General features: G+C 61.6%; 25 protein-coding genes. 20 read left to right on the forward strand and 5 right to left on the reverse strand.

The features are described 5' to 3' along the window. The first annotated feature begins 319 nt into the window (after window positions 1–319). The 3 genes from IE093_RS18020 to IE093_RS18030 all read left to right on the forward strand — a co-directional run bounded on the left by IE093_RS18020 (window position 320) and on the right by IE093_RS18030 (window position 5575). The gene (locus IE093_RS18020; protein WP_229803720.1) at window positions 320–3406 is read left to right on the forward strand and encodes an ATP-binding protein; all 3087 of its coding nucleotides are present in this window, start codon (window positions 320–322) and stop codon (window positions 3404–3406) included. An 80-nt stretch (window positions 3407–3486) separates the two neighbouring features. Further along, window positions 3487–4869 (forward strand): FAD-binding oxidoreductase, encoded by a 1383-nt coding sequence (locus tag IE093_RS18025; RefSeq protein ID WP_189471621.1) that lies wholly within the window; start codon window positions 3487–3489, stop codon window positions 4867–4869. Window positions 4870–4906: 37 nt separating this feature from the next. Then, a complete protein-coding gene (locus tag IE093_RS18030; protein WP_189471623.1) occupies window positions 4907–5575 on the forward strand; it encodes a DUF1326 domain-containing protein in 669 nt (222 codons plus the stop codon). Window positions 5576–5613: 38 nt separating this feature from the next. Here the strand turns inward: IE093_RS18030 and IE093_RS18035 are convergent, their stop codons facing one another. Continuing rightward, window positions 5614–5835 (reverse strand): hypothetical protein, encoded by a 222-nt coding sequence (locus IE093_RS18035; protein ID WP_189471674.1) that lies wholly within the window; start codon window positions 5833–5835, stop codon window positions 5614–5616. Between IE093_RS18035 and IE093_RS18040 the strand changes: the two genes are divergently transcribed. From IE093_RS18040 to IE093_RS18075, 8 genes are all read left to right on the forward strand, one after another. After that, window positions 5746–6126, forward strand: coding sequence for a DUF2182 domain-containing protein (locus IE093_RS18040; protein ID WP_189471625.1), 381 nt, complete (start codon window positions 5746–5748; stop codon window positions 6124–6126). The two genes, IE093_RS18035 and IE093_RS18040, sit on opposite strands and share 90 nt — an antisense overlap. Window positions 6127–6550: 424 nt before the next feature. After that, a complete protein-coding gene (locus tag IE093_RS18045) occupies window positions 6551–7297 on the forward strand; it encodes a DUF429 domain-containing protein (protein ID WP_189471626.1) in 747 nt (248 codons plus the stop codon). Window positions 7298–7571: 274 nt separating this feature from the next. Further along, window positions 7572–8513 (forward strand): pirin family protein, encoded by a 942-nt coding sequence (locus IE093_RS18050; protein ID WP_189471628.1) that lies wholly within the window; start codon window positions 7572–7574, stop codon window positions 8511–8513. 117 nt (window positions 8514–8630) lie between these two features. Beyond that, on the forward strand, window positions 8631–9476 hold the full coding sequence (gene nfo / locus IE093_RS18055; RefSeq protein WP_189471630.1) for a deoxyribonuclease IV: 846 nt from the start codon (window positions 8631–8633) through the stop codon (window positions 9474–9476). Window positions 9477–9516: 40 nt separating this feature from the next. Continuing rightward, window positions 9517–10416 (forward strand): Nmad3 family putative nucleotide modification protein, encoded by a 900-nt coding sequence (locus tag IE093_RS18060; RefSeq protein ID WP_189471632.1) that lies wholly within the window; start codon window positions 9517–9519, stop codon window positions 10414–10416. Next, window positions 10409–11119 (forward strand): DUF899 domain-containing protein, encoded by a 711-nt coding sequence (locus IE093_RS18065; RefSeq protein ID WP_189471634.1) that lies wholly within the window; start codon window positions 10409–10411, stop codon window positions 11117–11119. Before IE093_RS18060 ends, IE093_RS18065 begins: the two co-directional genes overlap by 8 nt. Before the next feature lie 184 nt (window positions 11120–11303). Continuing rightward, a complete protein-coding gene (locus tag IE093_RS18070) occupies window positions 11304–11732 on the forward strand; it encodes a VOC family protein (protein ID WP_189471636.1) in 429 nt (142 codons plus the stop codon). Window positions 11733–11758: 26 nt separating this feature from the next. Then, window positions 11759–12454 carry an aspartate/glutamate racemase family protein gene (locus IE093_RS18075; RefSeq protein ID WP_189471638.1) on the forward strand — a complete coding sequence of 232 codons (696 nt, stop codon included), beginning with the start codon at window positions 11759–11761 and terminating at the stop codon, window positions 12452–12454. A gap of 42 nt (window positions 12455–12496) precedes the next feature. Here the strand turns inward: IE093_RS18075 and IE093_RS18080 are convergent, their stop codons facing one another. Next, the gene (locus IE093_RS18080; protein ID WP_189471640.1) at window positions 12497–13375 is read right to left on the reverse strand and encodes a LysR family transcriptional regulator; all 879 of its coding nucleotides are present in this window, start codon (window positions 13373–13375) and stop codon (window positions 12497–12499) included. Between the two features lie 92 nt (window positions 13376–13467). Between IE093_RS18080 and IE093_RS18085 the strand changes: the two genes are divergently transcribed. Continuing rightward, complete coding sequence (locus IE093_RS18085) at window positions 13468–14217, forward strand: NAD(P)H-dependent oxidoreductase (RefSeq protein WP_189471642.1); 750 nt, start codon at window positions 13468–13470, stop codon at window positions 14215–14217. On the opposite strand, the gene IE093_RS18090 is transcribed toward IE093_RS18085, so the two are convergent. Further along, window positions 14214–14960 (reverse strand): TIGR01458 family HAD-type hydrolase, encoded by a 747-nt coding sequence (locus tag IE093_RS18090; RefSeq protein ID WP_189471644.1) that lies wholly within the window; start codon window positions 14958–14960, stop codon window positions 14214–14216. The two genes, IE093_RS18085 and IE093_RS18090, sit on opposite strands and share 4 nt — an antisense overlap. Before the next feature lie 160 nt (window positions 14961–15120). Between IE093_RS18090 and IE093_RS18095 the strand changes: the two genes are divergently transcribed. The 5 genes from IE093_RS18095 (at window position 15121) to IE093_RS18115 (ending at window position 18326) form a co-directional block, all read left to right on the forward strand. Further along, the gene (locus tag IE093_RS18095; RefSeq protein ID WP_189471646.1) at window positions 15121–15726 is read left to right on the forward strand and encodes an ABC transporter ATP-binding protein; all 606 of its coding nucleotides are present in this window, start codon (window positions 15121–15123) and stop codon (window positions 15724–15726) included. Continuing rightward, window positions 15723–16526 (forward strand): ABC transporter permease, encoded by an 804-nt coding sequence (locus IE093_RS18100; protein WP_189471648.1) that lies wholly within the window; start codon window positions 15723–15725, stop codon window positions 16524–16526. The genes IE093_RS18095 and IE093_RS18100 overlap by 4 nt, the downstream gene beginning before the upstream one ends. After that, window positions 16523–17485: an arsenic resistance protein gene (locus IE093_RS18105; RefSeq protein ID WP_189471650.1), complete on the forward strand. Its 963-nt coding sequence runs from the start codon at window positions 16523–16525 to the stop codon at window positions 17483–17485. The genes IE093_RS18100 and IE093_RS18105 overlap by 4 nt, the downstream gene beginning before the upstream one ends. A gap of 110 nt (window positions 17486–17595) precedes the next feature. Continuing rightward, complete coding sequence (locus tag IE093_RS18110; RefSeq protein WP_189471652.1) at window positions 17596–17994, forward strand: RidA family protein; 399 nt, start codon at window positions 17596–17598, stop codon at window positions 17992–17994. Window positions 17995–18056: 62 nt separating this feature from the next. Then, complete coding sequence (locus tag IE093_RS18115) at window positions 18057–18326, forward strand: hypothetical protein (RefSeq protein ID WP_189471653.1); 270 nt, start codon at window positions 18057–18059, stop codon at window positions 18324–18326. 5 nt (window positions 18327–18331) lie between these two features. On the opposite strand, the gene pdxR is transcribed toward IE093_RS18115, so the two are convergent. After that, entirely contained in the window at window positions 18332–19843 is a 1512-nt protein-coding gene (pdxR, locus tag IE093_RS18120) for a MocR-like pyridoxine biosynthesis transcription factor PdxR (protein ID WP_189471655.1), read from the reverse strand. 83 nt (window positions 19844–19926) lie between these two features. On the opposite strand from pdxR, the gene IE093_RS18125 reads away from it, so the two are divergent. Genes IE093_RS18125 through IE093_RS18135 form a run of 3 tightly spaced genes read left to right on the forward strand, consistent with a single transcriptional unit; the run spans window position 19927 to window position 21739 of the window. Next, window positions 19927–20400, forward strand: coding sequence for a GNAT family N-acetyltransferase (locus IE093_RS18125; RefSeq protein WP_189471657.1), 474 nt, complete (start codon window positions 19927–19929; stop codon window positions 20398–20400). Further along, entirely contained in the window at window positions 20397–21128 is a 732-nt protein-coding gene (locus IE093_RS18130; RefSeq protein WP_229803721.1) for a GNAT family N-acetyltransferase, read from the forward strand. The genes IE093_RS18125 and IE093_RS18130 overlap by 4 nt, the downstream gene beginning before the upstream one ends. Further along, window positions 21125–21739, forward strand: a complete 615-nt coding sequence (locus IE093_RS18135; RefSeq protein ID WP_229803722.1) for an FMN-binding negative transcriptional regulator — start codon at window positions 21125–21127, stop codon at window positions 21737–21739. The genes IE093_RS18130 and IE093_RS18135 overlap by 4 nt, the downstream gene beginning before the upstream one ends. 197 nt (window positions 21740–21936) lie before the next feature. Here IE093_RS18135 and IE093_RS18140 read toward each other — a convergent pair. Then, window positions 21937–22130, reverse strand: a 194-nt coding sequence (locus IE093_RS18140; RefSeq protein ID WP_189471660.1) for a sodium ion-translocating decarboxylase subunit beta, incomplete at its 5' end; no start/stop codon positions are given.

Below are 22130 nucleotides of genomic sequence, written 5' to 3' on the forward strand. Positions count from 1 at the left end.
TCCCTGGCCCCGACCCGGCAACGGTCGCGGGAACGAGCTACAGTGATACCTAGGCATGTGGGTGTCACCACCACACGTTCCGGCCCGGAGACTCGGAGTCGACACTCACCAACCTACCGATCGGCTTGTTATCGACACAGTCGAAGGCAGACAGCGGACTTTCAGACCTGGACCGCAACCAGGGCAGTAGGGCAACCGTATGCCGAGTGACACGGGCGGGGGCGGTGGCCAACCGCCAGCGCGGTTGGAGGTCCGACTCCTTGGTGGAGTCGAGATAATCCTGGACGGCCGGCGTCTTCGCGCCTTCAACGCTCTTCGATTGCAACGGTTTCTGGTGTTGATCGCGTTACGGAAAGATCCGCAGCACCGCTCACGACTCGCGTTCGAGCTTTGGCCCGACTCCGACGAACCGCAGGCGCGCACCAACCTCAGAAAGTTGCTCCACGACTTCCGTCATTCCCTTCCCGACATCGGTGAGTTCGTCGAGATCGACAACGAGATTGTGCGGTGGATTGCGACCGGGCCGAGCGAGGTCGACGTGCTGAGGTTCCAGGATGCCATGGCCGCGGGTGATTTCGAGCTCGCTGCGCGCCTCTATTCGGGCGATTTCCTTCCAGCTTGTTATGACGACTGGGTCCTGGACGAGCGAGCGAAACTTCGAGCGCAGGTGCATGGGGCCCTCGTGCGGCTGACAGAAGAGGCTGCGGGGTGCGGCGACCACAAAGCCACGCTCAGGTATACCCAACGCATCATCGACCTTGAGCCGACCGATGAAGCCGCCGTTCGAATGCAGATGGAAGCCCTTCTCGCGCTTGGTGATAGAGCCGCGGCGCTGCGCACCTACCACCGGTGCGCAGAAGTGCTTGAGCGCGACCTCGCAGTGGCACCGAGCGAGGCGATGAGGGCCCTGTACCAACAGCTCCGGGCCGGCACATTCCACCGCGACGAAGTGCAGGGCAAGCACTTGGTCGCCGTTGCCGAATCGCCTTTCGTCGGCCGCGACCTTGAATGGAAGCAACTCAATGAGGCATGGAACACCACGCGGAAGGGTAAGGCACATCTCTTTTTGGTGACCGGGGAACCGGGGATCGGCAAGACCCGTCTTGCACTGGAACTCGGCCGCCGCGTTCGAGCCGAGGGACAGGTGGTGGCATCCGCTCGCGCCTACGAGGCGGCGGGCAGACTGCCGTGGGGGCCCGTCGTCGACCTGCTCCGATCGGATGCGATCCGAAGCCACATCGACACGCTCGACACGGTCTGGAGGGCCGAGCTCGCTCGTCTCCTGCCCGAACTGCGCGACGTTTCCCGGCCAACTGGACCGAAACGGTCGGGCGACGTGGCTCAGCGCCATCGGCTGTTCGATGCTGTAAACCGAGCCATCGTGGCTGGCGACCGCCCGCGTTTGCTGATCATCGACGATCTGCAGTGGTGTGACGCCGAGACCATCGAGTTGATCGGTTTCGTTGTCCGTTCCGGACAGACGGCACCGGTCCTCATCGTCGGTACTGTCCGGTGGGAGGAGATCCCACCGCATCATCCCCTCGTTGGACTCGTGGACGCCTTGGGCCACGACCAGGTCGTGACCACTCTGTCGCTCGACCGACTCGACGAAACCACCACGGCGAGACTCGCTGCTCGGCTACGCGGTAAAGACAGGATTGATCCGGAATTGGCGGCACGACTCTGGCGCGAGACCGAAGGCAATCCACTCTTTGTGATCGAAGCGCTCCGAGCCGGGATCTCCTCTGACGGAAGTCAGGCCGTGCTCACACCAACGATGCGGGCGGTGCTGCGCGCTCGACTGGGCCAACTGACTGATGGCGCTCGGCGACTCGCCGAGATGGCGGCTGTCATCGGTCGGCCCTTCTCGGTCGGTCTGCTGGTCTCGGCCACTGGGGCCGATGAACACGAGCTCGTTGATCATCTCGACGAACTCTGGCGTCGTCGGATCATTCGCGAGCAGGGGCTCAGGTACGATTTCAGTCACGACAAGCTCCGGGCGGTTGCCCTGGAGATGGTCACTCCGGCTCGTCGACGTCAACTCCACCGCGCCGTCGCCGAGGCGATCGCGGTCGAGCGCCACAAGGACATCGACGTGGCCAGCCCGCAGCTGGCCGCACACTACGACCAGGCCGGCATGGTCGAACCGGCCATCGACGCCTACCGCGTGGCGGGGGGGCAAGCGGTGGCCGTGTCGGCTCTCGAAGAAGCGATCACCCTGTTTCGGCGCGCGCTCGCACTGCTCGCCGACTTGCCACCGTCACCCGGCCGCGATGCACTCGAACTCGACATCCGGATCGCCCTCGGATCCCCCCTTGTTGCCCTGGAGGGCTACGGCTCCAAGGATGCGCACCAACTCTACGAGCGAGCCCTTTCGCTTTGCCGCAAGCTTCACAGACCCGTGGAGCCGCCGATCCTCCGTGGTCTCGGCCTCGCCCGGCTACAGGGCTGCCGCTTCGACGATTGCGATGAACTCGCCCGGGCCCTCCTCGACGATCAGCGTCATGATGCGATCGCCAGGACAGAGGGCCGATATCTCCTCGGCGTGAGCGCGTTTTGGCGGGGCGATCTGGCCAGAGCCCGCCACTATCTCGCTGGCGCTATCGAAGCCTATGACCTGTCCCATCGCGACGAGCATCTGGCGTTATACGCCCAGGACCCGAAGGCAATTTGCCTCGTACGGCTGGCCTGGGTCGAACTGTGGACCGGAGATGCCGGCCGGGCCGACGAGATCGCCCGATCAGCTCTTGAGCTGGCTGTCGATCTCGATCATCTGATGACGTTGGGGTACGTCATCACTTACGCGGCGATCATCGCGGCCGAATCCGAAGATCTCGCCCGCCTCGCCGAGCTCCTCGCGGACGCCGACCGTCTATGGAAGCGTTTTTCGGACCGCTACCTCATGGTCGTCCTGGAGGCCCTTCGGGGCTGGCTGGACGTCAGCGCGGGATCGGCTGGGGGCATCGAGAAGATCGTGCGGTCGGTGGCACGCTCGCGTGCCGAAGGGGAGACCCTTCATCTGACCTACACACTCCTTCTCCTCGCCCGGGCTCGCGGCATGGTCGGCGAGTTCCGTCAGGGACGAGCCGCCACGCGCGAGGGGCTCTCGTGGTCACACCGCTGCAACCAGCGCTATCTCGAGGCCGAGCTGTGGCGAGTCGACGGTGAGCTGGCGTACCGCACCGGGGAAACCGAAGCCGCCGCCGCATCCTTGCGCCGTGCCGTTGAGATCGCCGGCGCTCAAGGGGCGGGCTGGCTGGAGCTTCGGGCGCTCCACGCCTTCGCCAGTCGATTTGCCGATGAGACTCTGCGTGAGCAACTTGGCGACCTCCTCGAGACCCTTCCGTCGGGTCATGATCTGCCGGCGTTCCGCGCAGCAACGCGCCTTCTGAGCGACTCCGGTTAAGCGGGAACGCTTTCGGAACGCCTGCGGGCGCACCCTCTGCGAGACGGTGCAAAGGAGCACCCGGAGCGGAGGATCACCCAATGAGCGACACAATCAAGGCATTGACCGAAGCGGTGCGGGGGCGCGTCATCACCCCGTCCGATCCCGACTATGACGACGCTCGCGCCGTCTACAATGCCATGCACGACCGCAAGCCCCGCGCCGTCATCCGGTGCGTTGATTCGGCCGACGTGATGGCCGCGGTCGCGGCTGGCCGCGATGCCGGCCTCGACCTGGCCATTCGCGGTGGGGGCCACAGCGTTCCCGGATTCGGCACGGTGGATGGTGGTCTGGTCATCGACCTGTCGAGGATGAACAACGTGCGGGTCGACCCGGTCAAGAAGATCGCCCGGGTCGGCAGCGGCGCGACCTGGGGTGATGTCGACCATGCGACCTACCCGTTCGGCCTGGCAGCGCCCGGCGGGATCATCTCGACGACCGGGGTGGGTGGCCTGACGCTGGGCGGCGGCATCGGCTACCTGACCCGCGGCGTCGGGCTCTCCATCGATAACCTACTGTCGGCTGACGTCGTTCTCGCCGATGGCCGGCAGGTCACCGCGAGCGATTACCAGAACGAAGACTTGTTCTGGGCCTTGCGCGGCGGCGGCGGCAATTTCGGTGTCGTCACCAGCTTCGTGTTTCAGCTCCACGAGGTCGGTGACATCGTGGGCGGCCCGCTGTTCTACGAGTTCGACGATGCCACGGCGGTCCTGGAGTGTTACCGCGAATTCATTGCGGATGCGCCCGAACCGCTCGGATGCTTTTTCGGCTGGCAGATTGCCCCCGACCTGCCGTTTATCCCCACGGACCGGGTCGGGGATCTGTTCTGTGTGCTGGTCACTTGCTGGAACGGGCCCCACGAGGAAGCCGAGAAAGTACTTAAGCCACTACGCGATGCTGCCGAAGTGAAGGCGGAGCAGATCGGCGTCATGCCGTTCCCGGCTCTGCAGAGCGCCTTCGACGGTCTCGTCCCGAAAGGTATGCAGCATTACTGGAAGGCAGACTTCATCACCGAGCTCACCGACGAGGCGATCGCTGCTCACATCGAGCATGGCAAGAAGACACCGCACATCAGCTCGAGCATGCATCTCCATCCGATCAACGGTGCGGCACAACGGGTCGGCGCCGACGAGACCGCCTTCGGACATCGAGACAAGAACTTTGCCCCGGTCGTTGTAGGAATCTGGTCGGACCCCGCCGACAACGAGGCCAACATCAAGTGGGTAAAGGACTACTACGCCGCCATTCATCCCCACTCGGGCGGCGATGGGGGCTACGTCAACTTCATGTCCAGCGACGACAATCACCGTGCGCCGGCAAACTATGGCGCCAACTACGAGCGGCTCGCGGTAGTGAAGGCGACCTATGATCCGGACAACCTCTTCCACATCAATCAGAACATTGTTCCAGCGAATGGTCGCTGAACATCACGGTGTTCATCCTGTCAGGAGAATCGACGAAATGAGTGCTGAATGGCTTTTCAAGAGTGAAACCTATGACAACTGCAATTGCGCTGTAAATTGTGGTTGCCAGTTCAACTTACCAAGCACCCACGGCTATTGCCAGTCGGCTTTCGTCGGCAACATCGTTGAAGGCCATTTCAACGATACGCCGCTCGCGGGGCTGAATTGGGCGGCGCTGTACAAGTGGCCGGGCGAAATCAAGGAGGGAAACGGCAAACGCCAAATCATTATCGACGAACGTGCGGATGAAGCTCAACGGGTTGCACTGGAAACAATTATCTCAGGCGGCGCATGCGAACCATTGAGCAATCTTTTCTCTGTATTCGCGACCACATGCTCGGAATTTTGCGAGACATTGTTCCTGTCGATAGATCTCGAGGCGGACCTGGAGCTCAGAACTGCAAGGGTGGATATACCAGGCATCATGAGGAGCAACGGCAGACCAATAATCAACGAGTTTACCGGTCAACCGTTCCACATTGCGCTGGCACGCCCTAGTGGCAGTTTCGAGTTTACCTACGCAGAGATCGGACAAGGGACGACCTCGGTGACGGGTGATATGGAGATGACGTTCGAGGATTCATGGGCCCATTTTTGCGTTCACCACTTCAATCAGGATGGGCTGGTTCGTGAAAGATCAAGGCTCACGGCATGGCTTGACGGGTGACCTCCGGAAGGGGCCGGTGTCGAGGTGGCGCAGAAAAGTCATATTCCGAATTCGGTGAACATGATCGGGCGAAAAGTGAAGACGGTGCCCGTCGACGCCACACTTGAGGCAGTGATCAGGCGCGATCGTGTGGTCGTCATTACAGCGCTTTTTGCGGTCATCGCGCTGTCGTGGGCGTATCTGCTGGCCGGTGCCGGCATGGCGATGGTGGCCTCCTGCTGCTCGCCGCGGGTGTCTACCAACTCACCCCGATCAAGCATGCCTGTCTTCGTCACTGTCGATCGCCGCTTGCATTCCTTGGTCACCATTGGCGGCAGGGCGCCCGTGGCGCGCTACGCATGGGTCTTTTGCACGGCGCTTTCTGCGTCGGCTGCTGCTGGTTCCTGATGGGGCTGATGTTTTTCGGCGGCGTGATGAACCTCTACTGGGTCGCTGGCCTCGCGCTGTTCGTGCTGTTCGAAAGGACTGTCCCCGCGGGGCACTGGCTCGGCTACGCGACCGGCGTCGCTTTGCTCGTCTGGGGTGCCGGGATGCTGGCGCTTGCGTTCTGAGACGGGCATGCAGGCATCACGCCGCTTGTCTAAGAGCAGGCCGTTCGGGAGCCACATCACATTTCTTACGATGTGTCTCTCCCAGAGCTCTCCGTGGTCAGGCCCTGTATCGCAGCATTGGTCCAGACAAGTCCGAACTTCGCTATGCGGTGTCCGTTACTGACTATTTTCTGTCGCCTTGGACCTCCCCGCGAATGTCTGCTAGTGGCTGATCCCTGTCTTTCACAATCTCCTATATTAGCTTGTATCTCCCCTCTTCACCTACAGAGACAACCTACCACATAAACAGCCACACTCCACCTCTCAATCGCAGCTACAGCAGCTCCAACAGGAGGCTTTTCTCTTATTTTTTAGGATAAATATGTCTGAAAAAAGCAAACGCTACACTATAAGGAAGTAGTTTCTCGCATGAATGGTAGAAGAAATGAAAGTCAATTTGATTGGAGTTGACTGTGCTACAGCACCCAACAATGTCGGGTTGGCATTTGGCTCTTACTCCGATGGGCGCACGATTGTCGAAGCCGCATGTCTGGGATCACCCACAGCATTGCCCGAGGCCATTATCGCCGAATGGATACGTGGCAACCGGGACGATCCCGTACTGATTGCCTTGGATGCTCCGCTTGGGTGGCCTGCACCTCTCGCTGATGCATTGCAATTTCATCGTGCCGGTCAAAACATCAGCACACCTGCCCACGAGCTGTTTCGTAGACGGACTGATCGGATCGTGCGAGAGGCAATTGGCAAGCAATCCCTTGATGTTGGGGCTGATCGTATAGCGAGAACCGCGTATGCGGCACTACAGCTTCTTGAGAGTCTTCGGAAACGACTGAACGCGGAAATCCCCCTGGCGTGGGACCGCGATATCAGTGGCCTGAAAGCCATCGAGGTATATCCCGCAGCAACGCTTGCGGCCCACGGAATAGATGCCAAAGGATATAAATCAAAAAATGGGCGAAGTGAGCGAAATCGAGTCCTTGCTGACGTCAGTTCAAGAGTGGAGATTGATACGAGTATTCCGGCACTCGAAACGAGGGCTGACGGCCTGGATGCGGTCGTTTGCCTGCTTGCTGCCCACGACTTCCTGTCAGGCTCTGCCCTATCCCCTCCAATGGGAGCCCTTGTCGAGAAAGAAGGATGGATATGGGTTCACGATCCGTTGGCTGATTAGCTTGTATAGCCCTCTGCGATCTCAGTGAAAATTTGCGACGTAAATGGTCATTCCCCACTTAAAATCGCAGCTACAGCAGCTCCTACAGGGTGGCTTCGATCTTGCTTGTGTAGCTGACCTCTCGCGACCACTTCTCTCCCCTGAGAACGGACACGATTGGCTCGACCTCGGGCATGACGAGGAGAGACCGCCTATGCTGAAGCGATCTCCCCAAGCGAGGCCGAGCCGTGTTCAGGAAGCGCTCAATAAATGCCTTATCCCCAAGGAGCACCTCATGAGCAATCTCATCAATGACAAGACGCTGTCGTCCTCCTTGGACTGCCCAGTGGTGGCTGGCAAACGTCTGATCCAGCATATCGCGCCGCGCACCGCCGACGTGGGCGGCATCCCCGTCAATCGGGTGCTGCCTTCGCGGCAGCGTCGTCTGGTGGGGGCGTGGTGCTTCCTCGACCACGCTGGCCCTTCGGTGTTCAAGGGTGGCAGCGCCGGTCTGCGGGTCGGGCCGCATCCGCATATCGGCTTGCAGACCTTCACCTGGATGATCGAAGGCGAGGTACTGCATCGCGACAGCCTGGGAAATGAACAGGTGATACGTCCGGGCCAGGTCAACCTGATGACGGCGGGACGCGGCATCAGCCATACCGAGGAGTCGGTGCCTGGAGAATCACACTTGCACGCGGCCCAGTTGTGGATCGCCCTGCCCGAGGCGCATCGCAACACCGAGCCGCGCTTCGATCATTACCCGGACCTGCCTCGCTGGCAGGCCCAGGGAGTCGAGCTGACACTGCTGACCGGCGAGTTTGCTGGCCATCAGGCGCCGACACTGGCGTTCTCCCCACTGATGGGAGTGGATCTGCATGGTCTTCAGTCCACGATGCTGTCACTGCCGCTGCGGAATGACTTCGAATATGCCTTGCTGCCGCTGGAAGGCGAGCTCGAGATCGACGGCGAGCCCTTCGCCACCAATGAGCTGGCCTATCTGGGTCGTGGCCGCGACAGCGTCGAAGTGGCGCTACCGGAAGGCGGGCGCGCCATCCTGGTGGGTGGCGAGCCGCTCGAAGAAGAGGTGCTGATCTGGTGGAACTTCGTCGGCCATGGCAAGACGGAGATCGCCGAGGCGCAGCGCGATTGGGAGGCCGGCAGCGAGCGCTTCGGTCATATTCCCCAGTACCAGGGCGAACGGCTGATGCCGCCACCGCTACCCTGGAAGGTCTAGCTCTGATCACCATTCTGAGTTCCGATAGCTTTCGTCATATAGCATCGGCCATATGATGACGTAGGCTATCGGGCGAGTCCCACGGCAATATGTGGCAGTGATCGAAGGAGTGTCGCCATGAAATATCTCGGAGCCCATGTTAGCGCCGCCGGCGGCCCCGATCAGGCCGTGTTGCGCGCTGTCGAACTCGGTGCCGACGCTCTTGCGCTGTTCACCAAGAATCAGCGTCAGTGGCGTGCCAAGCCGCTGACGGACGAGGCCATCGAAGCCTTCCACCAAGCCTGCCGCGAGCATGGCTTCGCCCCAAAGCAGATCCTTCCCCACGACAGCTATCTGATCAATCTCGGCCACCCGGACGCCGCGGGGTTGAAGAAATCACGGGATGCCTTTCTCGACGAGATGCAACGCTGCGAGCAGTTGGGCCTCACCCTGCTCAATTTTCACCCCGGCAGCCATCTGAACAAGATCAGTGAAAGCGAGTGCCTGACTCGCATCGCCGACTCCATCAATGAAGCCCTCTCACGTACCCAGGGCGTTACGGCAGTGATCGAGAATACCGCTGGCCAGGGCAGCAACCTGGGCTGGCGCTTCGAGCACCTGGCCGAGATCATCGAGCAGGTCGACGACAAGTCGCGGGTCGGGGTGTGTATCGACACCTGCCACGCCTTCGCTGCTGGCTACGACCTGCGTACGCCGGAGGCCTGCACCGCGATGCTCGACGAATTCGAAACAGTGGTCGGATTCGACTGTCTTCGCGGCATGCACATCAACGACGCCAAGAGCGAGTTCGCCAGCCGTGTCGACCGCCATCACAGCCTGGGCCAGGGCAATATCGGACTGGAAGCCTTCACCACCATCATGCGCGACCCGCGCATCGACGATATTCCCATGGTACTGGAGACCATCGAGCCGGCGATCTGGGCCGAGGAGATTGCCTGGTTAAGGGCCCAGCAACACCAATAGCCGGGTGGCATAATACACATTTCCGGCCACGGGAAACGGGATGAAACTGATCCTTAGCCGCAAGGGCTTCGACTCTTCCGCCGGAGGCGTGCCCAGCCCCATCTTTGCCGATGGCCGGATGCTCGCCCTGCCTATCCCGGATGGGAACTCGGTCATCCGCTACCGAGATATCGTCTATGATGGGAGCTCACTCGGCGACCTCGTCGGCCAGCTCACCAAAGGCAAGGTGGCGCCGGACGATCGCGCTCATCTCGATCCCGACCTGATAGGCAACATGCTACCCCGGAAGCCGGGCTGGCGGCCCATCTTCGGCCAGACCGGACAAGCCCAGGGGCACCTGCGCAACCACCGGGTCGGCCCGGGCGATCTCTTCCTGTTCTTCGGGCTCTTCCGGCGTGTCGAACATCACAATGGCACCTGGCGCTGGGCACCCGACGCCCGTCCCTGCCATGTCATCTGGGGCTGGCTGCAGGTGGCGGAGATGTTGGTAGTGGACAAGGCTCAATCCATCGACTATGACTGGGCAACCTATCATCCTCACTTTCAGCGGCAGGACGATCCCAACAACGTGATCTACCTGGCGAGCCGCCAGCTACGCTTCAATGGGCTGAACGAAGAAATGCCGGGCGCTGGGGTCTTTCCACACTTCTCGCCAAGCCGGCAATTGACTACGCCACACGCCACCCGGACCTCCACTTGGCGGCTTCCCACCTGGTGCTATCCAATCAGAGGCCGCACGCCCTTGACCTACCACGCCAACCGGCAGCGCTGGCAGAAGCATGCCGATCACACGGAATTGACCGCGGCGGCGCGAGGCCAGGAGTTCATTCTGGATGGTGACGAATACCCGGAAGCGCTGCCTTGGGCATGTGATCTGATCCACCGCCTGAAGCACCACGACGCGCTTGCAGACGCCTATGGAGGAATAAGCGATGCATGAGACCAACACTCCCCTGCCCCTTATCGTCTCGACGGACGAGTGGCAGGCCGCGCTCGAGCAACAGATCGCCAAGGAAAAGGAGTTTACCCGCGCTCGTGACAGATTGAATGCGGAACGTCGCCGGCTTCCCATGGTGAAGGTGGAAAAGGAGTATGCCTTCGAGGGGCCGTCGGGCACGCTGAGCCTGCTCGATCTTTTCGAAGGCCGTCAGCAACTGATCGTGTATCACTTCATGTTCGGCCCTGACTGGGAAGCCGGTTGCGATGGCTGCTCCTGGGTCGCCGACGCCATGACCCACCCCGCCCACTTGCATGCTCGCGATACATCTTTTGTCATGATATCGCGCGCGCCGCTGGCCAAGCTGGAACGCTACAAGGCACGCATGGGATGGATACACCTGCCTTGGTACTCCTCGTACGGCAGTGACTTCAACTTCGACATGGGCGTCACGACCAGCGACAGGAATGACCCTACCGCCGACCGCGGAGAGAAGCATGGCGTGAGCATCTTTCTTCGCGACGGCAAGGATATCTACCGAACCTATTTCACTGGCAAGCGCGGCGTCGAATACCTGGGCAGTCACTGGACCTATCTGGACCTGACCCCGTACGGTCGCCAGGAAACCTGGGAGGACTCGCCCGAAGGCTGGCCCCAGACGGCACCGTATGTGTGGAATCGTCGTCACGATGAGTACGATACGTGAACCACTACCCCGACGACGATCCAGGGTTGAAACCCGCCGCGCATATCTGGTGCTCGCACGATGTACCTTGGTTGCACGATGAAAAGGGAACTGAACGCTACCCGCAAAGACAACTTGATCTACCCTGAATGCCACCTACCCGGATTTCCCGGTGATGATTTGCCACGAACAGGGGTAGCTTCCCATGCAACCACGTATCACACTCATCACGCTTGGCGTCGACGATCTGGAACGCGCACTACGCTTCTATCGCGATGGGCTAGGCCTGGAAACGCACGGTATCGTCGGCGAAGAGTTCGAGGAAGGCGATGGGGCCGTGGCATTCTTCGATCTGCAGGGTGGACTGAAGCTCGGGATCTGGCCGCGCCGCTGCATTGCCAATGACGCGAATCTGCCAATGGGCGCTCCAAGCGCGACCGAGTTCACCCTGGCGCACAATGTCGCTTCCCGGGAAGACGTCGATAGCGTGATGGCGCAGGCGAAGAGTGCCGGTGCCACGATCACCAAGCCCGCTCACGACACCTTCTGGGGCGGCTACGCTGGCTACTTTCAGGACCCCGACGGCCATTTGTGGGAAGTGGCTTGGAACCCGGCCTGGGAAATCGAGGAATGATAAGGGATAAGGAGCACGGAATTTCCATGAAGACTATCGGTATGCTTGGCGGCATGAGTTGGGAGTCCACCGCAAGCTACTACAAGGCGCTCAACGAAGGCGTGAAGGCCGCCATGGGCGGGCTGCATTCGGCGAAGATCAGCCTGTACAGCGTGGATTTCGCGGAGATCGAACGACTCCAGCACGAGGGCGACTGGGAAACGACGGCGGAGATCCTGTCCGAGGCGGCACGCTCGGTCGAGGCCGGCGGCGGCGACTTCCTGCTGATCTGCACCAACACCATGCACAAGGTGGCACCCCGGATCGAGTCCTCTATTTCCATTCCCCTGCTGCATATCGCCGATGCCACGGCACAGCGGCTCGCCACCGACGGCATCGAGCGTGTCGGCCTGCTCGGCACCCGCTTCACCATGGAACAGGACTTCTATAAGGGCAGAATCACTGAAAAGTACGGCATCGATGTCATCGTGCCTAACGCACAGGAGCAGGCCCTCGTGCACCAAGTGATCTACTCCGAACTCTGCCTCGGTCAGGTTTCCGCGTCGTCGCGCCAGCAATACCTCGAGATCATCAGCGCTTTGCATGAACGAGGTGCCGAAGCGGTGATTCTTGGCTGCACGGAAATCGCACTGCTGGTACAACAGGAGCACACGACGGTGCCGCTCTACGACACCACCGCCATTCATGCCGAAGAAGCCGTGAAGTGGGTATTGGCCGTGTGAAGTTCCCGGTTGCTATCACATTGGAATGATCACGCCTTATCCTCACCCATCCCGTGCTCTCACCGCTTCCGTGACGAAATCCAGCAAGGCGCGAATGCGGGCGACGTGCCTCAGGTCGGGGTGAGTCAGCAACCATAGATCGGTCGCAAGCTCCGGGATGGGATCCGTGAGACGGGCGAGTGCATGATCGGCATCGGCCAGGTAGCAAGGCAGTACCGCCAGGCCCATGCCGTCACGCACCGCCGCGAACATGCCAAGCATGGTGTCGACGCGATAGCGACAGCGCCCGCCCACGTCGTTGTCCGCCATCCAGGCATCCAGCGCCGCATAGCCCAAGTGCGTATCCGGCCCTACCCAATCGGCATGGTCGAGCGCGACCTGCCCTTTTTCGCCATGGCAATCGGCATGACCATAGACCGCTTGGGCGATAGTGCCGATTCGTCGGCCCACCAGCATCTCGGGTGGTGACGTGGAGGGGCGCACCGCCACGTCGGCATCGCGCTTGGAGAGGTTGAAGAGCTGATTGGATACGGCAACCTCCAGCACGATATCCGGATGGGCGCGACGGAAATCGGCAAAGATCGGCGACAACAGTCCCATCAGCAGGGTGTCGGTAGTCGTCACTCGTATCGAACCCGACAGCCTGAGATCACGCCCCACCACGCGTCGCTCGGCACCCAGCACTTCCGTCTCGATACGGGCAGCCGTAGCGGCCAGGTCCTCGCCGGCGGCGGTCGGTGCATAACCACTGCGGGAACGCTCGAATAGTGTCACTCCCAGACGCCGTTCGATATCGCCCAGGCGCCTAAACACCGTGGCATGGCTCAGCTCGAGCCGCCGCCCGGCGCCGGAAAGCGACCCCGCCTCGGCGATCGCCAGTACCACCCGCAGGTCTTCCCACTGAATTCGCTGTTCATTCATGCAAGGTTCGTTGTCATGTATGGGGAATGTCATTTCATTCCCGCAAAGTCTAGCGTGATAGTTCCCAGCAAGACACTAGGGGAACGAACACCATGCATGCACTGATCGTCTACAGCCATCCTGAACCTCGCTCCTTCAATGGCGCCCTGAAGGATGTCGCCGTGGAAACCCTCCAGCGTCTCGGCCACAGCGTGGAGGTTTCCGATCTCTATGGCGAAGGCTTCGACCCGGTCGAACGTCCCGAGCATTTCCCCGAGCGAACGGCTCCCCACACCTTCGCTGCGCTGACGGAGCAACGGCATGCCTACAATGAGGGCACCCTGCCCGCCGACGTGCAACGCGAAATCGCCCGGTTGGAACGCGCGGATCTGGTGATCCTGCAGTTTCCGCTGTGGTGGCACGCCCAGCCGGCCATGCTCAAGGGCTGGTTCGACCGGGTCATGGTCTATGGCGGGCTTTACTCGGGCAGCCTGCGTTACGATCGCGGCTATTTTCGCGGTACGCGGGCGATCAGCTCGGTGACCACCGGTTCGCCGGCGCCGGCTTTCTCGCGACACGGACGCGGCGGAGACATGGCCACCTTGATGTGGCCGACTCACTGCTCGCTCTACTATCTGGGCTTGGAGGTACTGCCGCCCCAGGTCACCTATGGTGTCCAGGGCGGAGGGCTCAGCTACCAGGCGGAAAAAAGCTTCCGCGCCCAGCTCGAGGCCGACAAGGCCAACTGGGCACGCCGCCTGGAAGGATTGGAAAACGAAACACCGATCCCCTTCAGCGGTTGGGACGACTGGGACGAGAATGGTGTACTGAAAGAGGAGCATCCACTTCGCTGGAGGCTTTAAAGCGCCTCAACGAGCTTCGCCAGACTGTCCTCCACTCGTGCTCCCGGCGCCCGACTCTCGTCGCCGTCGCGATACTTGCCGGTTTTGACCAGGCAGCCCTGCAGGCCAGCGGCCATGGCGGCGGCGACATCCGCTTCGGCATCGTCGCCGACCATCAGCGCTTCGACGGCGTCCACGCCCACATCGTGCAGCACAGCCTGGAAGAAGCCACTGGCCGGTTTGCCAAGAATCACTGCCTGGGTATCGGCCGCATATTCCAGCGCCTTGACGAAGGGGCCGGCATCCAGATGCAAGCGTCCCCGGCTGCGGAAATAGCGGTTGGTGCCGACTGCCAGCAGTGGCGCGTCACGTTCCACCAACAATTGAAACGCCGTATCCAGATTGGCATAGTCGAAATGCCGTTCGGCATCGCACAGCACTACCGCATTGGGGTCGTAAAGGTCGAGATCATCGAACTCCGGCACCAGGGCATCGTGGATCAGCAGGTAAGGCCGCAGCCGATGGCGCTGCAAGTAGGCTTTTACCGCCGCCGGTGCGGTATAGATCTGCTGACGCTCCACAGGAAAGCCCATGTCCAGCAATTCCGCATAGACCGCGGCACTGGTTTTTCTCGAGGTATTGGTCACGAAACGCAGCGCGATACTCGCGGCCTGCAGGTATCGTACCGCGTCCACCGCACCGGGTAGCGGTACGCCATCCTCATGGAGCACACCGCTAATATCGAGCAATACGGCCTGGGGCATGGTGCGTTCTCCTCGGCGACCTACCTTATGATGCTAGCAGCTTGTCGAGGCCAGGCATTCGGATACTGTCGTCTCGATCGTTCAATCGCGTGACAAGGGAGACGCATCGGCGGCTCATGATAGATTACGATCAACCAATATATGTTGATGAGGTCACGACTTGGCCGACACCGTAGCCCTAAGACTCGACAAGGTTTCCATCGGCACCCTCGACGGCGTCTCTTTCACCATTGCTCCGGGTGAGATCGTCTGTCTCTCCGGTCCCAGCGGTTCGGGAAAGAGCCGCTTGTTGCGCGCGATCGCCGACCTCGAGCCTCACGGTGGCGACATCTGGCTGGGCGAGCGTGCCCAATCGCAGTTTCCTGGCCATGAATGGCGTCGGCAGGTCATGTTGGTGCCCGCGGAAAGTCAGTGGTGGGCGCCGAGTGTCGGTGAGCACTTTCAGCACTCTCCGGTCGAGGACCTGTCGACCTTGGGGTTCGAGACGAAAACCCTCGACTGGCAGATCGGCCGGCTGTCTTCCGGTGAGAAACAGCGTCTTGCCCTGCTCCGCGCCCTATCTCGCTCTCCTCGCGCCTTGCTGTTGGACGAACCTACCGCCAATCTCGATGACACCACCATCCATCGCTGTGAAAGCTGGTTGCGCGAACGCACCAGGCAGTTGGGCTTGCCGGTGCTGTGGGTGGCCCACGATTCGCGCCAGATCGAACGTGTCGCGAACCGTCACTACCGTATCGAAGGCTCACGTCTCAAGGAGGTCTCATGAATGTGATCGACCTGGCCTGGTGGCAATTGGGGCTTGCCGCGTCGATGGTGGTGGCACTGGCCGCCTGCACGCATCTGGCACGCTTGGGGGTCGGCAAGAGCCTGCTGCTTGCCGGCGCCCGAACCGCGCTGCAATTGGCACTGATCGGCTTGATTCTGGAGGCACTGTTCGCGGCTTCCCGCCTGCACTGGGTGGCACTGATGGCCACCGCCATGCTATTGATCGCCGGGCGCGAGGTCATGGCACGACAGAAACGCCGCCTGCTCGGTGGCTGGGCCTTCGGCATCGGGACCGTGTCGATGTTCTTGTCATCCTTCACGGTCACGGTGCTGACGTTGACGGTCATCATCGGCCCCGAGCCCTGGTACACCCCCCAGTACGCCATTCCGCTACTGGGCATGATGCTCGGCAACACCATGAACGGCGTGTCGCTGTCACTGGATCGCCTGACCGACACCGCCTGGCGCCAGCGCGCGGTGATCGAGAACCGCTTGATGCTCGGCCAGCGCTGGCAGGAAGCGATCGGCGACATTCGCCGCGAGGCCATGCGCAGCGGCATGATCCCCACCATCAATGCCATGGCCGCGGCCGGGGTGGTCAGCCTGCCAGGCATGATGACTGGTCAGATCCTGGCTGGTAGCCCGCCGGCCGTGGCCGTGAAGTACCAGATACTGGTGATGTTCACCATTACCGTGGGCACCGGCTTCGGTACCCTGGCTGCCGTCGCCGCGGGCAGCCGGCGGCTGTTCGACGAACGCGAGCGCCTGCGTCTTGAGCGACTCAGCGAGCCGGTGTCATGAGTCGGGAACGGCTCGAAGCCTATCAGGTCATCGTCTACCTGGCGGCGATCCTCGCCGGGCTCGCGCTCGGCGCGATGCTGTCGACGCCCCCCAAGGTGCTGGAAACGCTGCTGTGGCCGGTGCTGGGGCTACTGTTGTATGCCACCTTCACCCAAGTGCCCTTGGCCAGGCTCCCCGAGGCCCTATCCGACACCCGCTTTCTCACCGCCGCGATCATCGGCAACTTCCTGCTATTGCCCATCGTGGTCTGGGGCCTGTTACAGCTTGCCCCCGCCACCCCAGCGGTTCGCCTTGGCATTATGCTGGTCCTGCTGGTGCCGTGTACCGACTGGTTCATCGCCTTCACCCAGTTGGGCGGGGGAGATACTCGTCACGCCATCGCTTTCACTCCCGTGAGTCTGCTGCTGCAACTGTTGCTGCTGCCGTTTTATGTATGGGCATTCTCTGGCCAGGAGCTGGCCTTGACCCTGGCCAGGCGAGAATTGCTGGAAGCCTTCGTCGGGCTGATCCTGGTGCCGTTGCTGGTCGCCTTCCTGACCCAGGCCTGGGTCGCACGCAAACGACAGCGAGCTGCCATGTTGCATGCTCTCGGCTGGTTTCCGGTGCCGCTCCTGGCATTGGTGGTGTTCTTGATCGCCGCTTCTCAGGTCGAAACCGTGATGGCCTCCGGTGGCCTGCTGGCCAGGGTGACGCCGTTGTTCATCGCTTTTCTGGCGCTCGCCGCTCTGATCGCACGACTGCTCGCCGACATGTTGCGGCTACCCAGGCGGCAAGGCAGGGTGCTGGCCTTCAGCTTCGCCACCCGCAACTCCTTCGTCGTGTTGCCCATCGCCCTGGCGCTACCGGCATCCTTCGAAGTCACGGCAGTGGTCATCGTGTTGCAGTCGCTGGTCGAGTTGCTGGGCATGGCGCTATTTCTGTGGTGGGTGCCGCGACGACTCTTCCCGCTCTCGGCGTGAGTCCCTGGATGCCGCGGGCAGTTCGAGTACCGGCTACACTGACCCGAACCACTGGTCCCATGAAGGAAGCACTGAATAGCGGACCAAGACACATTGCAAGGGAGGACACAATGCCGATCTATCGCAATGATCCCGCCTTGCCCTCACCGGCATTCCCCGGCAGCCACGTAGTGGTGGACGACGACTACGTGTTCGTTTCCGGCCTGACGGCGGCCGACATCCAGGGCGGCGAGACCGTAATCGGCGATGTCGGCGAAGAAACCCGCTGGGTAATGCGCAAGCTCCAGCATATGCTGAAAATTGCGGATTGCCGTCTGGATGATGTGGTACGGGTCGACGTGCATCTGGCCGACCTGGACGAGATCAGTATCATGGATAGAATGTATGCCGAATTCTTCGAGGCCGGTCGTTATCCCGCCCGCACCTGCACCGAGTCTCGTCGACTGTTCGGCGGCAGCCGGGTGGAGATCACACTGGTCGCGCGGCGGCCAAGCACCCGGAACGATTGACCTCGGCTTGCCGGTGAGGCCTTATGGGTCGGGCATTAACCTCCATGGAGTTGGAATTGCACATGCAAAACCCTTTCACAACCCGTCGGGCTCGCTACCTCACATTGGCTCTTGCCTACGCCACCCTGTCTGGCTGCGTGGTGTATGACGGAAGTTATGGATATGGGGACCCCGTCTACCCTTCCTACGATATTCCCCCTGGCCATATGCCACCTCCCGGCGAGTGCCGCATCTGGTATCCGGATCTCCCACCGGGGCAGCAGCCGCCTCCTGGCCACTGCGACGAACTCCAGTATCGGGTACCCCCCGATGCCGTGCTGATTCAAGGTTGAGGCGGTCAGGATACCCCTTCCAGTCCGAGCCACTCGCGCGCCAACCAGCTTCCGGCACGCTCGATCTCGTCTTCACGCGCCCCAGCATAGCCCAGTACCAAACCGGGGCGGCCCGGTTGACGCAGGTAATAACGCGAGAGCGGCGAGAGCGTGACGTTCTGCTCGGCGGCATGGGCCACCAATGTCCTCTCGGTTTCCAGGTCGTCGAGCCAGGCCACCAGATGCATGCCAGCCTGGCCCTCGGAAAGCGTCAAGCCACACGCCACAGCCGGCGCCAGAGCCTCGCGAAGCCGCGCCTGGCGTCGACGATAGCAATCACGCATGCGACGCACATGGCGCGAGAAATGCCCTTGGGCGATGAACTCGGCCAGCGCCGCCTGCACCGGATACTGCCCTTCGCGATGCAGACGCGCATTGGCACGCCGGAAAGGCTCCACCAAAGGCTCGGGCAACACCAGATAACCCAGCCGCAGCCCCGGATAGAGCACCTTGCTGAAGGTGCCGACATAGATCACCCGGGCACCATCGACGAGCCCCTGCAAGGCAGCGATGGGCCGCTGTCCGTAACGGAATTCACTGTCGTAGTCATCTTCTACGATCCAGGCACGGTGTCGCTCGGCAGCTTCTATCAACGCCAGACGCCGCTCCAGACTCATCGTGACACCGCTGGGATACTGGTGAGAGGGCGTGACATAGATCAACCTGGGCGAAGCCCGCCCGTTGGGGACACTCTCGACGCTCATGCCCTCGGCATCCACCGTTACCGGTTCCACTTCGAAGCCAGCGGCACTGAAACAGGCCTGGGCACCGTTGTAGCCAGGTTCCTCGACCCAGACCCGGTCACCGGCATCGCCGAGCATCCGCGCCAGCAGCTCGAACCCATGCTGGGCACCCTGAACGATCAGGACTTGCTCGGGCCGACAACGCACCGAACGCGACAGCCGCAGATAATCGCACAGCGCCTCGCGCAGCGCCGGTACCCCACCCTGAGCCTGGTAATCCAGCCATTGGGTGGGAGTCGCGTGCAGGTGACGCCGCAACAACCGTTGCCAAGTCTCGTGGGGAAAGCGATCCAGCGCCGGCACACCGGGCGCGAAGGCGCCGAAGCGATCGTCGAAGGTGGCACAGAATTCAAGCAGCTGCATACCGCGCGATGATAGCTCTGCCTCGCCCACTTCAGCCTGGCCGGCTGCTGGATTCGTCTCGCGACACTGACTCGTCACGGCCTCGAACGCCACATCCGCGATGAAGGTGCCTGCACCGGGGCGGCTCTCCAGGAAGCCTTCGGCGATCAATTGGTCGACGGCGGCCAACACGGTATTGCGGCCCAAGCCCAGTTCGCGGGCCAGGCGGCGCGAGGACGGCAGCCGCTGACCACTGACCAGACGCCCCTCCTGTACCCAGTTGCGCAGGGTTCGATAAAGACGTTGCGCAAGTGGCGCCGATGACGGCTTGGCCAGCTCGAGCCCCAGCGCTTCGATCGTCCAGTCCACCTCGACATTCATAACCGGTTCCATGATTTTCCTGAAAATTGGCTCTTATCCAGGAACCAATATGCCGCCAGACTGAGTGGGTGTCACCCCCTCAGGAGGACCTTCCCATGTCAGTGCGTCATGCCAAGCTGCGCGATGTCGAAGCCCTCGGTGAACTGCTCGACGGCTACCGAGTGTTCTACGACCAACCTTCGGACCTGGCCAGTGCCCGTAACTTCCTGGCACACCGCCTGGGGTTGGGCGATTCCCACCTGCTGGTCTACGAGGGCGAAGGTGGCGAGCTACTGGGCTTCGTGCAGCTATACCCGCTCTTCTCCACCGTGCGCCTGGCCCCGTTGTGGTTGCTCAACGATCTCTTCGTCGCACCCAACGCGCGTGAGCGCGGGATAGGCCGTGCGCTGATGATTGCCGCCCGCGACCTGGCCCAGGCCAATGGCGTCAGGCACCTGAAGCTGGCCACCCAGATCGAGAATCATACCGCCCAGAGGTTGTACGAATCGTTGGGCTGGCAGCGCGACACAGTGTTCCATCACTACGCGCTGACAGTGGACGACAAGGTCCTCGAGGAGAGTTGCCCATGATGGAAACAAACGCCTACGGCCAACCCGTTGGCAAGCAGGTAGAGGACTGGAGAGGCTCCGTCTTCCCCGAACCCGAGCCCATGTCGGGGCGTCTGGTACGGGTCGAGCCACTGGACGTCGACCGCCACGCCAATGACCTGCATGCGGCGTTTCTCGAACCGAGCGCTACGCCCGGTGAGGGCCTGGAGGAACGTTGGACCTATTTGGGCGGTTGCCCTTTCGAGAACATCGCTCAATACCGCGACTGGCTGGCCGGACGTGCGGCCAGTCGCGATCCAAGCTTTTATGCCATCGTCGAGAATGCCAGTGGCGAGGCACTGGGCATGGCCGCCTACCTGCGTATCGAACCAGAAGGGGGTTCGATCGAGGTCGGCCACTTGCACTTCACTCCGCGCCTCAAGCGCACCCCGTCCGCCACCGAGGCGATGATGTTGATGATGCGTCGTGCCTTCGCGCTCGGCTACCGGCGTTACGAATGGAAGTGTGACGCGCTCAATGCGCCCTCGCGGCGCGCCGCCGAGCGCCTGGGCTTTCGCTTCGAAGGTATCTTTCGCCAGCATCGTGTGGTGGCTGGGCGCAATCGCGATACCGCCTGGTTCTCGATTCTCGACAGCGAATGGCCTGCACTGGAGAACGCCTTCACGCGCTGGCTGTCACCCGACAACTTCGATGGCCGGGGCCGTCAGCACAAGGCGCTCTCCACCCTGACCCATGAGGTTTTGGCATGATACACATTCCACCCTCCATGCAGATGCACCTGGAGCAGGCCCATGCCCTCATCGAAGAATTCAGCTTCGGTGTCCTAGTCAGCGAAGGACTACAGGCCACCCACCTGCCCTTCCTGCTGGAGCGCAATGAAGGCGAGCATGGCACTCTGTACGGCCACCTCGCCCGGGCCAATCCCCATGGTAGAGGCCTGCACGGTCAGAGGGTGCTGACGATCTTCAATGGGCCCCATGCCTATATCTCTCCCACCTGGTATGCCAAGAAACCAGCAGTGCCAACCTGGAACTATGCTGTCGTACACGCCGAAGGCACGCTCGAACTGCTCGATTCGTCCACCACGAACGAAATCCTCGACAAGACGCTGGCCAAGTACGAACCCGAACTACTCGATGATCCCGAGACGTTAAGCGATGCCTTGCGCGACAAGCTGCTCCCAGCCATCGTCGGCGTCAGGATTCGTATCCATGAGATCCACGGCAAGGCAAAGCTCGGTCAGCATCGATCGCAGGAAGACCAAGCCGGCGTTGCCGCTGGGTTGCGCGATAGCGACAACCCGCAGGCCCGGCAGCTTTGGCGTTATATGCAATCCATTTCACTGGATACCGAGGAGTAGGGCTTATTGCATCTACCCTTGATCGCACTAACTTTTCCAGCCATCGGCCAGTGCCTTGTAGAGCCCGACCTCTTGACGTAGGGCGTCACAAACCACGCACCGATGGTGCCGCCGTGCCCTGGTAGGATGACGATGTCATAAAGCACGAACGGCGCCTATCGAGGCGCCGTTCGTGTCGTGAGGCAATGGGCACTACTTCAGCCCAGGTATTTGATCATTACCCCGGCGGCCACCGCCGAGCCGATGACGCCGGCCACGTTGGGCCCCATGGCGTGCATCAGCAGGAAGTTGTGGTGGTTGTACTCGAGCCCGATCTTGTTGGAGACCCGCGCCGCCATGGGCACCGCCGAGACACCCGCCGACCCGATCAGCGGGTTGATCGGCATCTTGC

The organism is Litchfieldella qijiaojingensis (assembly GCF_014651875.1).
In the GTDB taxonomy this organism is placed as follows: domain Bacteria; phylum Pseudomonadota; class Gammaproteobacteria; order Pseudomonadales; family Halomonadaceae; genus Litchfieldella; species Litchfieldella qijiaojingensis.

Excerpts from the sequence above, each read along its gene's own strand:
- IE093_RS18080 (WP_189471640.1), bottom strand. The coding sequence starts at position 13,375 with ATGAATGAACAGCGAATTCAGTGGGAAGACCTGCGGGTGGTACTGGCG.
- IE093_RS18105 (WP_189471650.1), top strand. The coding sequence starts at position 16,523 with ATGAGTCGGGAACGGCTCGAAGCCTATCAGGTCATCGTCTACCTGGCG.
- IE093_RS18050 (WP_189471628.1), top strand. The coding sequence starts at position 7,572 with ATGAGCAATCTCATCAATGACAAGACGCTGTCGTCCTCCTTGGACTGC.
- IE093_RS18125 (WP_189471657.1), top strand. The coding sequence starts at position 19,927 with ATGTCAGTGCGTCATGCCAAGCTGCGCGATGTCGAAGCCCTCGGTGAA.
- IE093_RS18075 (WP_189471638.1), top strand. The coding sequence starts at position 11,759 with ATGAAGACTATCGGTATGCTTGGCGGCATGAGTTGGGAGTCCACCGCA.
- IE093_RS18115 (WP_189471653.1), top strand. The coding sequence starts at position 18,057 with ATGCAAAACCCTTTCACAACCCGTCGGGCTCGCTACCTCACATTGGCT.
- IE093_RS18100 (WP_189471648.1), top strand. The coding sequence starts at position 15,723 with ATGAATGTGATCGACCTGGCCTGGTGGCAATTGGGGCTTGCCGCGTCG.
- IE093_RS18085 (WP_189471642.1), top strand. The coding sequence starts at position 13,468 with ATGCATGCACTGATCGTCTACAGCCATCCTGAACCTCGCTCCTTCAAT.
- IE093_RS18035 (WP_189471674.1), bottom strand. The coding sequence starts at position 5,835 with ATGCTTGATCGGGGTGAGTTGGTAGACACCCGCGGCGAGCAGCAGGAG.
- IE093_RS18045 (WP_189471626.1), top strand. The coding sequence starts at position 6,551 with ATGAAAGTCAATTTGATTGGAGTTGACTGTGCTACAGCACCCAACAAT.
- IE093_RS18060 (WP_189471632.1), top strand. The coding sequence starts at position 9,517 with ATGAAACTGATCCTTAGCCGCAAGGGCTTCGACTCTTCCGCCGGAGGC.
- IE093_RS18070 (WP_189471636.1), top strand. The coding sequence starts at position 11,304 with ATGCAACCACGTATCACACTCATCACGCTTGGCGTCGACGATCTGGAA.
- IE093_RS18025 (WP_189471621.1), top strand. The coding sequence starts at position 3,487 with ATGAGCGACACAATCAAGGCATTGACCGAAGCGGTGCGGGGGCGCGTC.
- IE093_RS18030 (WP_189471623.1), top strand. The coding sequence starts at position 4,907 with ATGAGTGCTGAATGGCTTTTCAAGAGTGAAACCTATGACAACTGCAAT.
- IE093_RS18135 (WP_229803722.1), top strand. The coding sequence starts at position 21,125 with ATGATACACATTCCACCCTCCATGCAGATGCACCTGGAGCAGGCCCAT.
- IE093_RS18130 (WP_229803721.1), top strand. The coding sequence starts at position 20,397 with ATGATGGAAACAAACGCCTACGGCCAACCCGTTGGCAAGCAGGTAGAG.
- nfo (WP_189471630.1), top strand. The coding sequence starts at position 8,631 with ATGAAATATCTCGGAGCCCATGTTAGCGCCGCCGGCGGCCCCGATCAG.
- IE093_RS18110 (WP_189471652.1), top strand. The coding sequence starts at position 17,596 with ATGCCGATCTATCGCAATGATCCCGCCTTGCCCTCACCGGCATTCCCC.
- pdxR (WP_189471655.1), bottom strand. The coding sequence starts at position 19,843 with ATGGAACCGGTTATGAATGTCGAGGTGGACTGGACGATCGAAGCGCTG.
- IE093_RS18090 (WP_189471644.1), bottom strand. The coding sequence starts at position 14,960 with ATGCCCCAGGCCGTATTGCTCGATATTAGCGGTGTGCTCCATGAGGAT.
- IE093_RS18065 (WP_189471634.1), top strand. The coding sequence starts at position 10,409 with ATGCATGAGACCAACACTCCCCTGCCCCTTATCGTCTCGACGGACGAG.